This window comes from Gimesia sp., assembly GCF_048262075.1.
Taxonomy (GTDB): domain Bacteria; phylum Planctomycetota; class Planctomycetia; order Planctomycetales; family Planctomycetaceae; genus Gimesia.
The window spans coordinates 57,601-72,651 of the sequence record NZ_JBLXFK010000012.1 but is presented as its reverse complement, the minus strand read 5'-3'; the positions used below and the strand labels follow the sequence as shown (position 1 = coordinate 72,651).

Below are 15,051 nucleotides of genomic sequence, written 5' to 3'. Positions count from 1 at the left end.
AGCAATTTGCGTTCCCTACACTCCTGTCACTTCAGTTCTCAGCAGAAACTGCCGAGAATCTGGAGAACATCTGTAATTCAAGCAATCTGGGATTCTCGCAAAACTACGCTGGATGCCAATTCTGCTTGAACAATGATAACCATACTTAGCATGCGCGAAGCGAATGTCTCCATTTGTTAACACATGCCAGTCCTGAAGTGCGTAACATGAAAATGAGCGGGCCACGAACCTTGTTGGATGATAGGAACAGTCGGTTTACCAGAGTGACTGGCTGCAGGCAGCGCACAGGTTCGGTACTGCTGGAGTTCATCCTGGCATTTCCGCTCATTCTGATCCTCTCCCTGGCGGTGATCCAATTTGGTTTTTTCGCGTTGTTACAGCAGACTGTGACTGTAGCCACAATCGAAGGTTCACGCGAAGCAGCGCAGGTAGGTTCAACAACCAGTTCCGTGGGTAACTTGATTCAGCAATACGTCGCCATTAATTCCTTGAATCTGGTGGTCACATCACCGGCTACTTCAGGAGCAGGTGATGTGCTGGTTGTGATTCAGGAAGGGGGAGATCTTCCTGCCCAAACGCAATCAATAGGAAACTCTGATATCCCCTGCACACCGGTTGGTCCTGCTCCCGGCGCTTCAGAAGTCAAAGTTACGATCTGCCTGAATTTAACTGATACCAACGGTACGTCCCCCCTCCCCAACCTCTTATCTTCATTTGGGTTCACGCTTTCGGGAAAACAGCTTGAAATCAGCGCTATGACCGGTTTAGAGTAAGAGCTGTCTGATTATCTCTTTCACACCTCATTGAGTTCTCTACTGATCTCGACTATCAGTCAGAACAGTAAGTATCCCCGCATATGAACGAAATCGCGACAGGAATATTCATCTGGCTGCTGAAGATACTGGGAGCGTATCTTGGCATACTGATCGTGATGACCCTCATACTTTCCCACTGGAAAAAAAAGTCAGCTCAGGAAACGGAAGAGATTGCCAACCAGAAGAAGCAGCAGCAGAAAAAACGCTGATACACTGCATCCTCATTACTGAGCAAACGGCAGTGGAAACTGTTTCTGAGTCTGGTTACCGGTTTGCGCAGGTCGAGCCCAGCGTCCCGTCGCATTTCCAGCCGGTCTGCCCCGCATCACATTATTCAGAAACGTTTTGAGAGAACCATCCAGCAACGGGTTCGATTTGATATCGACGATCGGATTGGATGTGGTCCCTCGCAACTCAACCCGAATCCAGCCACTGGTAGCATGACCAATCAACTGGGTAATCGCAGGCAAAGGCAGCTGGCGGCGGGTAAGCTGTGAAAACAGATCCACTTTCAAACGACCATCAAAGTGGGCTTCCCCCGCCTGTCCATACAGACTGATGGCGTTCCCTTTGAGTTCAATGTACTTTAGATGAAAGGTCTGGTTCGAGACGGTAAAATCACAGAAAGCAGAATCAAAGGCGGTTTTATCGGGCTGTGCCAGACGTACCACTTTGAAAATCTGGGCAATCGGAGGCAATTCATAAATAGCAGCCGGACTGATCTGTAATTGCCCCTGCCCTTTCAGGTCTGATTTACTGGACCCACGTCCCCAGAGCTGAATCCAACCATTCATCACACCACGCAACTGGGACTGCCCCGGCATATACCGCGCCGCATATTCTTCCAGCAAACCGCGGTTCAATTCAAGCTGCATGTTATAGGTGGGCACATCATTCAATTCAATATCCCCCATACAGGTCAGCACACCACGAATGGCCTTGGCTGTAATCGGCTGCTTGGAATTGATTTGAGGCAGACTGACTGACTGAAACTTTTCACGACGAATCTCTCGTGAACCAACAGTTAAACGTTGGTCATGAATCTCAAACGGGCCTCTAATTTCAGTCAGATGATAATCCAGAATGACCGCCGAATCTAAATCCAGTTCGCCTTGCAAATGCAGATGACTTCCATCCCAGGTCCCTTCCGAATGGACCTTTCCATAGACCTTGGTTAGATCCACACCAGCCGTCAACGTATTCTCAGCCAGGTAAGAATTCATATCCCACGCTGCGGTAATAGCCGTTCCCGGCTGTTGCGACCCACGAAATTCGATCTTGCCATTCGCAGAAATCGGCCGCTGGATATTGAGTGTGTTCAATGCGGATGCCATTGCTTCCGGCAGAGCTTTCTGAAATGCCCGGTCAGTCGACAAGTCATCAATGATCATATTGTCCAGCAGAACCCGCCAGTCCCCCCGCGTCGTAACTTCGGCAAATGCTTTCGCGATGCGGATTTTTGTCTCATCATGATTCCCGGAGATACCAGACATGCGAACTTCGCTGACCCCTGTTTCCGGATTGACGACATAACTCCCGTGGGCTTTCAGATTATCCAGCGGGTAGGGAAAGTCTTTCAGGCTCATACTACCGTCAGACAAGTTCACACTGGGAATACTGACCTGCAACGGTTTGCCACGCTCCCAGACAACATGCGTATCCAAGTCCAGCTTCCCGGTAGGAGAGAAATTCATCCAGAGTTCCTGCAATGCTGCCGGTAATGCCAGTTTGAGACTGGAATCGCAGGATGCATTTTTTGCTGATACTTTCAGTTCCAGTTTACCATCATTGGCAAAACGGGCGTAGGAACCATCTGCAGTCAGACTCGCACTGCCATGCTCGCCTTCCAGTTGCTCAAACCGGGTGATGCCTGTCTTGCTGAAATACGAGACGCGCCCTTTGAGATCGCTGATTCGATACGGAAAATCCTGAAACTGTAATGAGCCATGATCCATTTGCGCTACGAAGTTCAAATGAATCGGCTGATCTAACAAAGCCTCTCGTGTGAGCCTGAGGGTGGCATCAGCTCTCCCTTGCAGGTCAATCTGATCTAGTACTTTTCTGACGACCTCAGGAGAGGCAGCCCGCAAAGTCGCATCAATAGGCACCTGTTTGATCTGGACCCAGATATCAATCTCAGAAGCAGGACCGGGATGCCTGACATGGCCTTTCGCCTCCACACGCCGCTGACCAGCAGTCCCGTCAAAGTTCAGTTCCAGTTTATCTCCCTGCGTTTGTTTCATCTGCCCTTTAATATGTGAAACACGATAAGGAAAATGCACCGGAATCACTTCGGCATCATAAGTCGAAACGTTCAGGTTCTGAATCTGCCACTTGCCTGTGCCAGGGTGATTTAAATCAACTTCCAGATCCACATTTCCACTGGGCCGCAGAGTGTCATAAGTGCGGGCCAATCCTCCCGAAAGTCGGCTTCGTAATCGTGCATCGAGTGGAAGTTTACGCGCCTGGAAGGAAAAAGAACTCTTGTATTTTAAAGGCACATCTACAGTCGCATGCTCGGCAAAGCGATGATTGCCATTCAATTCAAAACTGGTTTCACCATTGAACGCCTGTAAATTCTGTACCAGTACCCGCTGATTATTCACCAGCACTTTCCCCGCGATGTTGCGCAATGGAAATGGTAACACCGGATGCTTGAGCTTGCCTTCCCGCAAATGCGTGAGTACCTGAAACTGCGGTGGTTCGTCCTTGGTACTGCGGGCAAGACTGAATTGAATATCCATCTGGGCACTCACACCCAGGTCGTACATTCCGGTCGCCGGATCTGGCTTTAACTGCATAGACGGAAATGCTGTTTTTAGTTGTGTCATCAGCTCAGGAGAAATTCCGGTCGCCATCCGCACCAGATTCGGTCCGAACTCCAGTTGGCTCCATGTGCCTGTAATCGAACCCAGCTTGGAATTGATATCCCAGTAGCCCGAGATTTCCAGTTTACCCGCCTGGGGAATTGACGTATGTCCTTCAATTTCATAACGGCTTGTCCCTGAGGGAATCAGTCTCAAATCCAGATTCTGAAACGTCATCGCCGTGGGAACTCCCTGCGTTCCCCGTTCAAATTTCAACGACAGACTGCCCCGCTCAATGACCAGCTCAGGCAGCGGGTTATCACTTTTGACCGGTTCGGGCAGGCCTTCCCAGTTCCAGGTTCCGTCTGCCATTCGTACCAGTACCAGCTGGGGACGATTCAGTACCACTTTCTGGACGTCGATGATCTGGTGCCGCGCGAGCTTCTCCTGGTTCAAGGTCACTACAACCTCGGGTAAATCGATAATCGTGTCAGGATGATTCACCACATTCACCCGGCAACCTTCAATTCGTACCCGACGTCGATAATCGAATTGCGCCCGATCCATGTCGAGCATCAGTCCCGGAATATGGTTCGTAATCTTTTCCAGGATGCCCGCTTTTAACATTTCATCACTGCGCATCCATAGATAGTACCCGTAACTACCGCCGGTAATGACCAGCGAAATCAGGATCAACAGACACCATTGAAATGTTTTACGAACAACCATAGCTTCACTTAATCGATTGAGATCTGATACAGATCACGGATGGATTTCTTTCTTTTGAAACCGGGAAACATACAACTGGCAAATACCCACGGCTGACAGAATATACAAACTGTATTCCGCCGGCAGTCGATACCGCAGCGAACTGACAAACACCATATGAATCAGTGAAAAATACAGGATCGGTCCTGCAGTAATCAGCAACAACAGACATTGATTTCGCGAAACCCAGGCACCATACACGGCAAAGACCATCACAGGAACAAATACTACTGATACCGCAAGCATCATCGACCAGGACTGGAACTGGGCGGCATTAGGCCATGGCTTCCAGAAACGCAGTAGTTTCGCGCCCATTAACTCAATCACACGCCCCGGATGCTGCTTCGCATAAGCCACAGACCGCTGGGTGTAGTGTTGATTCATTTCGTATTCGCTCATGGAATCCAACACATGTTCCTGATCAAAAAAAGTCATATCACTGTCACCGGTTGCCCCTGGATTCAAACCATCGTACAGACTGGGCCCCGACCAGAGTGTGGTCGGAACAAAATGGCCTGTGACGCGATAATTTCGAACCACCCAGGGCAACAGCATCAAACTAAAACCCGCCAGCAAAACCAGCGTTCTCTGCACCGCAATCTTGCGATGTCCCTTCGCACTGAAAATATAAAACGCGACAACCAGGGGAACCACCAGTAACCAGCTGGGTCTCACATAATACGCCAGTGCCAGCGACACACCTGCCAGCAGTGACCAGAGGATTCCCCTGTTCCGATCTGTTTTCTCCCATTTGATTTTTGATAATCTCACAAGTACCCATAATGAAATCAGCATCGTGAGTGCAAATACGGTCTCGCTTAAGATCAATACACTAAAGCCCGCCATCACTGGTGAGACTGCCGTCAGACCTGCCGCCAGCACCCCCACCGTTTCATTCACCAGTTCTTTCCCCAGTAAATAAACAACAAAACAGGTCACCACTCCCAGCAAGGCCAACACCAGTCGCACCCGCGCATGTGATTCACCAACGACCGACATCGCTCCTGACAGCACCAGCGGAAAACCGGGCATCCGTAGTACACGTCTTGGTGGCGTGTAAATCGAATACGGTTCGCCATGTTTAATCGTTTGAGCCAGCTTCCAGTAACCCTCCGCATCTCCCTCAATCACATAGGTTCGTCCAGGCTGACGCTCCAGTTGGCGCTGCACGTACACTGCCACACCGCACCTGAGGAATGCGGAAATCAATAAAACCAACAATAATAAATACTTAAGCCGTTTTGTTTGCGGCATATTTTTCCCTGCCACTTTTGAAATGTGGGAATAGTACGACTACTCGACTATCAGGGTCAATTCCAATATAGCTGCCCCTCATTCGCAGGTATAAATCATCTCCTATTTGAGGACGGGATTTCCCAGATAGTAAAGGTCTCTACTGAACATATTACGTAATAACAGGAATCCACAAATCTGAATCGGTCTCATCCAATCCACCCATCTTGACACAAAATCAAAGATCCTGTAGGCTCCGCATCCTCTCTCTCAAGACGCATCACCTCTACTACACCTCACTCCTTTCACGAAGCCCCATTTTCTCAGGCTGAGGGAAACTATGCGCTATCTCAAATTTTCGATACTGTCCGGAATCGCCCTGTTCGCAGTCGCCATGTTTTTTCTTTCCCGTTCGATTGATGGCTTTCTCGGAGTCAACGACGAATCGGAACAGGTCGCGACTGACTCTGCGTTGGAATTATCATTATCAGAACCTGGCGAATTTCCCGAGCTCAATCTGGATTTCCCGGCGGGGGCAAGTGAGAGTCTTGAGAAACCAGAAGTAGACATGCATTCTCAACCTGGTCCTACAGACAACAAGCCATCCACACAAAAAACACCGGAACAGGTTTCCGGTCAGCCTCAGGTAAGACTGTTAACCACGGTTTCCAATCAGACAGGGACCGTGCCACAACTGAATATTCTCTTACTCTCACAAACGTCTAAAGAACAACGTACTACTTTAATTGAAGAACTCATTCGCCTGGATGCAGACCTGGTGCGCCAAGTGGCAATCGCAGCCGGTATCCAGCCTGAGCAGTCATCGGGTACACGTCAGGCGGTACAGCAGATCGCACTTTCAGGCAGTGCGCCGGGACAGACAATCTCAGCAGGATATTCACCCCGGCCGAATCCGTCTTTGGGGAACCCGTTTCTGGTACATCAACAACAGCCCACACAAATCGTTGCCTCTTACCGTGGAATCACGATAAAGCTTCAAGGGACTCCCCTGCAAGATGGTCAACTGCACCAGAAGATTAAAGTTGTCCCTGCAAATACCAATACACTGATGGCGGCAACAGTTTTAAGTCAGAACCTGGTGTCTCTCGATCTGCCGGCTCAACTCTCACGGTCAGTCAGTAGCCAGACTGTTCCTGTAGTGAAGCTGTCTGAGGTAGGGGAATTTCAGCCAGCAGAAATTGTGAAACTGACTGGTGCAGGCCTGGTGATCGGCTTGAATGGTACCGGGGACAAAAATATCTCTGCGGAAGCGATCCGGGCACTCAAGTCTTCCATGAATGCGATGAACATCGACCAACACAACATCAAAACACCACTTCAATCCGGTAATCTGGCCAATGTTTCTATTGTCGTCTATATCCCTAGTCAGGGAGTTTCCCGTGGAAAGCAGCTGGAATGTTACATTTCAGCTACCACTCCGGGAGTCGATCTGACTGGAGGATATCTCCTGCCCGCGACAATGAATATTTCAGGTTCAAAAAACTCAAAAGCAGATGCCATGGCGATGGGCTCAGTCCAGACCGATCACAGCAAACAGAAATCACAGGCCATGATTACCAGGGGCGCGCAACTCCTCACCGATGTGAGTCCCCGGCTGGTTTCAGGCCAGGGTATCCCCCATCTCAAATTTTTTCTGAATGCGGAATCACATTTTCCCCAATTAAGCACACAGATCACGGGGCGAATCAATCAGTTTCTCCAGGCGGAAAAGCATCTGAATTCCAAGGCCATGCTGCAGTCCTCCAGCCTGATCATGATCTCGCTTCCTCACAATGACCCACAGCAGGCACATCATCTGGCAAACCGGTTACTTTCACTTTCCATCCCTCTGCAGTCCACCAGCCCCGCTTCACAACAACCACAGGTCATCCTCGAAAACAGATCTGGAAAAATTCAAACCAGGGGTAACGTGCTCCTGCAGCCTGCCTTGATCAATCAACAAGACTTGATTCTGGAAATCGGAACTGCAACACAAAACACCACCACGGATGGCGCAGACTTAATAGCGTTGATGCAGCATTTGCAGATTCCCCCACAGACTCAAATTCAATTATTACAGCAACTGCAACAGCAGGGCAAAATTAATGCGATGCTGCTCCGGCAATAAACCACCCCTTGTCGTTGCCTGATGAATGTGGGAAAATATCGGATCACCTGAATTATCATGGTCCCGTTTATTCTTGAGTTGATCTTTCATGTTTTCCGAATTGACAGGCATCCAACTGCTCGTTCTTGCACAAAGGCTCGTCCCGGTGATTCTACTGGGACTGTTTTGGAGTTGGGAAAGCTGGGCGGCGTTCAAACCTTTTGACAGACAAATCCGTTATCGGCACGCCTTTCATAACCTGCTGCTGGCAGTTTTGAATGCCCTGTTCATTGGCCTGTTATTTGGAACAGCCGTCGAATTCATGTCCCAATGGTCTCGCGAACATCACTGGGGATTGCTTTATTATTTGCCAGTGGGAGTCGTGTGGCAGACAGTTCTGGCCGTGGTGTTCCTGGATGCCTGGATGTATTGCTGGCACTGGATGAACCATCGCATCCCCCTGTTCTGGCGTTTTCACCGCATGCATCACAGCGATCCTCACATGGATGTCTCCACGGCCACCCGCTTCCACTGGGGAGAACTGATCTTCTCCACCCTGTCGCGTCTGGCGTTAATCCCAGTCCTCGGACTGCAGGTCTGGCAGTTGGTTATTTACAGCATCCTGGTTTACCTGTCCACGCAGTTTCATCACGCCAATATCTCACTGGGAAAGGCCGATCCAGTTTTACGCTGGCTGTTTGTGACACCTGACATGCATAAAATTCATCATTCACGCTTTCACCGGGAATTCAATTCCAATTATTCGACCGTCTTTTCCTGCTGGGATCGTCTGGCGGGCACATACCAGATGCGCAATCGTCTCCAAAACATCGAGTTCGGTCTTCCTGAATATGATGAACCAGACAGGCAAACACTCTTAGGTATGTGGAAAACTCCGTTTTGCCCCCCGTCTCCACAACCGGACCCAGATAACAGGAAAAGACCTCCTGACTGACCTTTCTGCTCTGCTTTTCAATAGAATGGGGACACCGCTGCCGATACTCTGAATGTGATTCTGAATTTTATGTCTTGGCAAAGATCCTTCTCCGAGGTATACTTTGCTGAGTAACCTGAGTATATTTATATCAAATTCAGGACTATCTGGTTGGAACAAGCGAGTAGCGTGTCTCTTGAATGAATACGTTTTCCGACCTGAAAGGGTGTTTTGCAGAGCTGGATCCTCTTGTGGCCCTTTCTACTTGTGCAGCTGGTTTGTTGCACATCCCTGCTAACTGCCAACGGTTGTGTTGACCGCTGACTTAAGCATCCGCGTCGTTGTGGACGCATTGAATTCTGTGATTTTCTTGTTTATCCAGAGTTCCCACAGAAGCGACGTTTGCTTTTGGTCAAGCTGGTCTTACCTGCTTCCCCCCAAGCGAATCCCTGAAGAGTCAGGCGAACGATTCACCTGCTCTCGTACACTCCCAGGTGTACCGTTGCAACCAGGCGGAACCGATGAAACTCACATGATCGTGAATCAGCGTACCTCCGCTTTGTCTTCCCAAACGAATCGAATTACAAACAATATCAGTCTTGTCATCTGTGTTATTTCACAGAATTCGTCCCACATGATGAAGCCAGATTTCGGCAGACAGGACCATAAAAAACATTAAGGCAGAACATTGAATACGTTTCAAGAACTCAATTTAATCGCACCAGTACAAAAAGCACTGGTGGAAGAAAACTACAAAACACCTACTCCCATCCAGGCACAGACGATTCCCGCCGCACTGGAGGGACGTGATGTTCTAGGGTGTGCCCAGACAGGTACCGGTAAAACAGCAGCTCTGGCGTTACCGATACTACATCAACTGGGAAAAAACAGTCGAAAATCAATCCCACATCACCCGCTTGCTCTGGTACTGGCTCCCACGCGAGAACTCGCTATTCAGATCGGGGACAGTTTCGACGCGTATGGCAGACACCTGAAATTACGCCAGGTTCTGATTTACGGCGGTGTCGGTCAAGGTAATCAGGTGAAAGCATTAAAACGGGGCGCTCATATTCTGGTTGCAACCCCGGGGCGTCTGCTCGACCTGATGAACCAGGGACACATCAAGCTGAATCAGCTGGAAGTCTTTGTTCTGGATGAAGCAGACCGCATGCTCGACATGGGATTCCTCCCTGACCTCAAGCGAATCATCAGTCAGTTACCAACGAAACGACAATCATTATTCTTTTCAGCCACACTGGCACCGAAAATTACGGAACTCGCACACAGCCTGCTGCACAAACCCGTCACAGTCAATGTGACTCCCAAGACAACCAGCGTTGAAAAAATTAAGCAGCAACTTATGTTTGTGGAACGCAATTTGAAACAACCGCTCCTGCAGAAAATCCTGGGCGGTGATGAAGTCGAACGGGCACTGGTTTTCACAAAAACAAAACGGACTGCCAACACCCTTTCACAACGCCTGGTACGCAGTGGATTCAAAGCCACCGCCATTCACGGCAATAAGTCGCAGGGGGCCCGGCAGCAGGCTTTGGAGGCATTCCGACGCAAACAGGTCCAGGTTCTGGTCGCCACCGATGTAGCAGCACGCGGAATTGACATCGATAGCATCACCCATGTCATCAACTTCGATCTCCCCGTGGAACCGGAAGCCTACGTGCACCGCATTGGTCGTACAGGTCGCGCAGGGGCAGAAGGAATCGCCATCTCATTCTGCAGTGAAAGCGAACGGAAGGAATTGCGATCCATTGAAAGGCTGATTGGACAGAAAGTTCCCGTTTCTAAAGAGCATTCGCAGGCGGGACTGAAAGCGGAAAAACTCGAACCGGAACCCCGGAGAGGCAGACAAGCCGCCAACGTCAGACAGCAGGCAGCCAAAGGGGCACGGCCTCCGCGTCGTAGAAGTCGTCGTGCGGCTGAAGCGGCAACCGAAGCTAATAAAGGCAAACCAGGGCAGAAGCGATCCAAGTGGCGGCACATCAAAGCACGTTCTCAACAAACCAGTTAGATTGAGAGCTTCCTCTGACGGCTGCATTAATTCAGATACACTATTGAACACACGCTAAAACCTAGATCTTTACCAGGAGAGTTATTATCGCAAAAAACCAAAATACTTTTGCCAAACGTCAGCGTGAAGCAATTAAAAAGGCAAAAGCCGAGGCTAAGCGAGTCCGTCGCAACAATATTAAACAGGGAATTGAAGTTCGCCCCCCATTCCAGGAGGACATGGAACCAGGGAACTACAACGAACCAGAGGACCAGTCTTCCTTGTAAGATGGAAACGATAAAAAAAAGACCGGAAGTCAAACAGGCTTCCGGTCTTTTTTATTTGCTTCTGATACAAACCCGATTGATGGATCTCGTTCAAGCTGATTAGATTGTGTCCTGTTTTACTGGAACGTCTTCAGAGGACTTTGGACCAGGGATCGTAGTACGAGGAACACTATGGTAAATGTGTCACGTCCTAGAATTCACCCAGTACCTGACCATCCTGTTTGTCACCCAGATGTTGGAATGTGGGACGATCGATATTGGAAGAAATAAAGCGTACTGCTCCGTCAGCAAGTAAAGCATGCACGCCCCCCACATGATAACTGCGGGCAAAGTTATATTTAGTACCGGTATTCACTACGCAAGGAGAATTGGGCCAAGTCGTTGTTTTACAGGCATAGTTCTGATCCGGTACTGGTGTATTCGGCACTTCGCGCGTTGAAAAGGTCATCTCACCATGGGCGCCTCCAATCCCGTAACAACCAGGACAGCCCCAGTATGTCGTTGTGGCGGCGTTGCCTCGGATGATGATTTCTGAAACCATGATGGTATTCGATGAGCCATCCTTAAGATCACGAAGCTTGGTTTTAGAATTCTCCGAAAATATACCGTTCAGATTTGCACCAGTCGTCACCGCGACGTTACCTGCTGAACCGATATAGCTCCCCTGCGAACGCCCGGCTGAGTCTGCATTTCCAGGTGTTGAAGGATCGGAAGGGCACATATAAATGGGAACGACGGCCTTATAAATTGTCGGGTCCGTTACAAGATGCACGTGAGTCGCCGTGCTGGCTGAATACTTGTTATATAAAGGTGCCTGGTCTACATATGGTAAGATCTGGTGTGCCCATGTATCGCGCCAGAGATGCGTCCCATAAGGTGAAGAGGGATTATAATTCCCAGCCTGAACTTCCATATGACCATAGGGAAACGTGACGTGCGTATCATGGTAGTTATGTAATGCGATACCGATCTGCTTCAGATTATTTTTACATGTCGAGCGCCGGGCGGCTTCACGGGCCTGCTGAACCGCAGGCAGCAACAAGGCAATCAGGATCGCGATAATGGCAATGACAACTAACAACTCAATGAGCGTAAAACCTCGCTTGTGAGATGTAGACATGGGGACTCCTCTTACATGATAAGAATTACTTAAGAAAACGCAGGTGGGATTCAGTCAGGGGCAAGTAAATCTGCCAGGCAGGATGTTTCAGGAAAACAATGGCAGGGTGGGCGCTGTATTACTTACTGATTCAAAGTATCGAGTCGAATTGACCCCCTGACAATGTCTAAGATTCTCGGAAACCGGATGTTTCCTGATTCTTATGTACACATCCACCCTTTAATCCTTACAATGCGTTCCTCTGAACCTGAAGTTTCAACGTGGCTTCTCTACCGTGCGTAAACAGCAGTCAATGGGACAGACATCGTGGCTTGGCCCCAGGTCACCCAGCGCAGGACGTTCCTCCGTACCACTGATCCGCTCTTCGATCAGCTCTCTAATCATTGTGATAAACCGGGGATGAACTCCCACAGTTTTTGCGCGGACCAGATTAATTCCCAGTTCTTGACTCACATCTTTAGCCTCGGTATCCAGATCAAACAACACTTCCATATGATCAGAGACAAATCCAAGAGGTACGACTACAAGATCCTTGACATCCCCTTTCGCCCCCAGTTCCCTGATAAAATCACAGATATCCGGTTCCAGCCACGGCTGGTGAGGAGGACCACTGCGACTCTGATAGACCAGATGCCAGGGGTGCTTCCCCAGTCTATCACTGACCAGGCGAGCTGACTCCTGTAATTGAACTTCGTAACGACAGCCGGCCGCCATCACCATCGGAATACTATGGGCTGAATAGAGAATCGTTGCCTGTTCTCGTCTTTCCTCCGGGATCTGATTTAACGCTTCCTGTGTCCGGGACACTGATGCTTCGATAAAGCCGGGATGATTGAAAAACACACGCAGTTTATCAACTTCGGGCGCGCCTGCCCCTACTTCTACCTGGGCACGTTGAATGTCTTCCCGGTATTGTCGGCAGCCTGAATACGAACTGAAAGTAGAGGTAAAAAATGCCAGTGCCCGTTGAACGCCATCTGCTTTCATCTGGGACAGCGTCTCTACCAGCAGCGGGTCCCAGTTCCGATTCCCCCAATAGATGGGGAGCTGAGGACCATGCTCTGCCAGTTCCTGCTCCAGAGCCCGGATTAAAGCCCGATTCTGTTCGTTAATCGGGCTTACGCCACCAAAATGCTGATAATGCTCGGCGACTTCCAGCATCCGCTCGCGAGGCACATTCTTGCCACGAAGTACGTTTTCCAGAAAGGGAATGACATCGTCAGGCCCTTCCGGGCCACCAAACGATACAACGATAATGGCATCATACGAATTACTCATCGAAGACTTTACTTTCCTGCCCTGCTCTCCAGAGAATACTGGCATCTATTCCAAAACACTGGACATTTATTCGATTCAGCGACTGTGAATTCCTTTTTATTTGTAGCCCGCGACTGAAAAAATACCACTCCAAACACAAAATTATTTCAAGATGGTGTTGATCAGTTGAATCACATTGAGTCCCCCCGCCAAATTCAGATACCGTGACTGCAACCATCCTCCAGTAAGGTCAGCATTAGATAACGATGCCGTTTAGCAACAGCCAGGAAAATTTCACAGGAACAGAATTGCAAATAGTCAGGTTCTAAGGATTAATCCACGCTCCTGCATAACTCAGCCTGACAAACAGGTTTTCTCTTCAAATTATGCCGATCTGATTTATTGTCAGTGGGTATAAATAGTCATACCCGCCGCCAATAACAATCATCGCTCATACTCCCAACTCATTACAGGCATAGATTCGGATGACCCCTCATACCGTACGGGAACTCCCGGAAACACCCGGTTTACGTCAACAGACGCAGTCGGCCAGTCCTCAAATCCAGACAGCTTCCACACGTTTTTACTACATGGACTCGATGCGTTCGATTTTGATGATGCTGGGTGTCGTACTGCATGGCGCATTAATCTATTCGTCAGGTGACCACTGGATCGTTTCTGATTCTCATAAATCCGTTTTTTTTGCCATCCTCGATTCTGTTATCCATGCCTTTCGTATGCCCGCATTCTTCATTATCGCCGGTTTCTTCTCGATGATGAGTTTAAAAAAATATGGTATCGGCACTTTTACACGCGTTCGACTGACCCGCATCCTGGTACCTCTCTTCTGTACCGCCGTCCTGATCAACTCCATTGAGTTGTATTTCCGTACGACCATCCTGCAACATAACCCCATGACGGTCACTCACTTTTTGACTCAGGTTCTCCCCCAGAAATGGATCGCCGGCGATTGGGTCTCGCACCTCTGGTTCCTGTTGACTCTGGTGCAGTTTTTTGCTGTTGGGATCACACTGTTCGCATTGAAAAATCATTTCAGCAGGTTATCCCATTTTGCTCGCTATCTCAGTGGTCTGCGAAAAAACTGCTATTTTCTATTTTTACTTCCGCTGGCTGACATCTCCTGGTCTGTCGCTGCCCGACTGGCCCCTGATATTTTCCATGGTTCCCTGTTTTGTGGCCTGTTAAATTTAGAAGATTTCATGGTCTATCTCCCCTACTATCTGGTAGGGCTCTGGCTCTTTCATGACCGATTCCTGCAGGATGAATTTCATACCATCGCCCGCTGGGAATGGGGCGCACTGGTTCTGGCGATTCTGACACATCATCTACTGGCAAATGCCCACGGTTTGAGCCAGGAAAGTTTTTTGCGGATCTATTCGACAGGCCTGATATTTGCCCTCTCAAGCCACATCTGCTACGTCCTGTTTTATAAGTTCATGAACCGGGACTCCCTGGTCTTCCGCTATCTGTCCGATGCATCCTATTCGATTTATCTGTTTCACCACCTGTGTGTCATCGTGATGGGATACCTGTTGCTCAATGTACAGATTGCAATTGGCTACAAATTTCTTATGGTCGAACTGGCAACGATTGCTATCACGCTATCAATTCATCATTTTCTGATCTTACGATTCAAAACCCTGCGATTTATGTTCAACGGTAAATAAAGTCCGGCTGGCAGAACCACTTTCTCCCTG

10 protein-coding genes are annotated in these 15,051 nt (G+C 49.1%); 6 read left to right on the top strand and 4 right to left on the bottom strand.

The genetic code is table 11. From position 1 onward, the window contains the following. Window positions 1-206: 206 nt before the first annotated feature. Window positions 207-773: a TadE/TadG family type IV pilus assembly protein gene (locus ACN0YH_RS20895; RefSeq protein WP_417381533.1), complete on the top strand. Its 567-nt coding sequence runs from the start codon at window positions 207-209 to the stop codon at window positions 771-773. Window positions 774-856: 83 nt separating this feature from the next. After that, window positions 857-1,024: a hypothetical protein gene (locus ACN0YH_RS20890; RefSeq protein ID WP_417381532.1), complete on the top strand. Its 168-nt coding sequence runs from the start codon at window positions 857-859 to the stop codon at window positions 1,022-1,024. A 15-nt stretch (window positions 1,025-1,039) separates the two neighbouring features. On the opposite strand, the gene ACN0YH_RS20885 is transcribed toward ACN0YH_RS20890, so the two are convergent. Together ACN0YH_RS20885 and ACN0YH_RS20880 are read right to left on the bottom strand one after the other, a co-directional pair. Beyond that, on the bottom strand, window positions 1,040-4,351 hold the full coding sequence (locus ACN0YH_RS20885) for a hypothetical protein (RefSeq protein WP_417381531.1): 3,312 nt from the start codon (window positions 4,349-4,351) through the stop codon (window positions 1,040-1,042). Window positions 4,352-4,384: 33 nt separating this feature from the next. Continuing rightward, entirely contained in the window at window positions 4,385-5,572 is a 1,188-nt protein-coding gene (locus ACN0YH_RS20880) for an ArnT family glycosyltransferase (protein WP_417381530.1), read from the bottom strand. Window positions 5,573-5,963: 391 nt separating this feature from the next. Between ACN0YH_RS20880 and ACN0YH_RS20875 the strand changes: the two genes are divergently transcribed. From ACN0YH_RS20875 to ACN0YH_RS20865, 3 genes are all read left to right on the top strand, one after another. Continuing rightward, a complete protein-coding gene (locus ACN0YH_RS20875; protein WP_417381529.1) occupies window positions 5,964-7,751 on the top strand; it encodes a flagellar basal body P-ring protein FlgI in 1,788 nt (595 codons plus the stop codon). A gap of 88 nt (window positions 7,752-7,839) precedes the next feature. Next, window positions 7,840-8,685 carry a sterol desaturase family protein gene (locus tag ACN0YH_RS20870; RefSeq protein ID WP_417381528.1) on the top strand — a complete coding sequence of 282 codons (846 nt, stop codon included), beginning with the start codon at window positions 7,840-7,842 and terminating at the stop codon, window positions 8,683-8,685. Window positions 8,686-9,352: 667 nt separating this feature from the next. Then, window positions 9,353-10,690: a DEAD/DEAH box helicase gene (locus tag ACN0YH_RS20865; RefSeq protein WP_417381527.1), complete on the top strand. Its 1,338-nt coding sequence runs from the start codon at window positions 9,353-9,355 to the stop codon at window positions 10,688-10,690. 456 nt (window positions 10,691-11,146) lie between these two features. On the opposite strand, the gene ACN0YH_RS20860 is transcribed toward ACN0YH_RS20865, so the two are convergent. Continuing rightward, on the bottom strand, window positions 11,147-12,076 hold the full coding sequence (locus ACN0YH_RS20860) for a DUF1559 domain-containing protein (protein ID WP_417381526.1): 930 nt from the start codon (window positions 12,074-12,076) through the stop codon (window positions 11,147-11,149). Between the two features lie 255 nt (window positions 12,077-12,331). Then, window positions 12,332-13,354 carry a ferrochelatase gene (locus ACN0YH_RS20855; RefSeq protein WP_417381525.1) on the bottom strand — a complete coding sequence of 341 codons (1,023 nt, stop codon included), beginning with the start codon at window positions 13,352-13,354 and terminating at the stop codon, window positions 12,332-12,334. Window positions 13,355-13,818: 464 nt separating this feature from the next. Between ACN0YH_RS20855 and ACN0YH_RS20850 the strand changes: the two genes are divergently transcribed. Continuing rightward, window positions 13,819-15,021: an acyltransferase family protein gene (locus ACN0YH_RS20850; protein ID WP_417381524.1), complete on the top strand. Its 1,203-nt coding sequence runs from the start codon at window positions 13,819-13,821 to the stop codon at window positions 15,019-15,021. The last annotated feature ends 30 nt before the right edge of the window (window positions 15,022-15,051 follow it).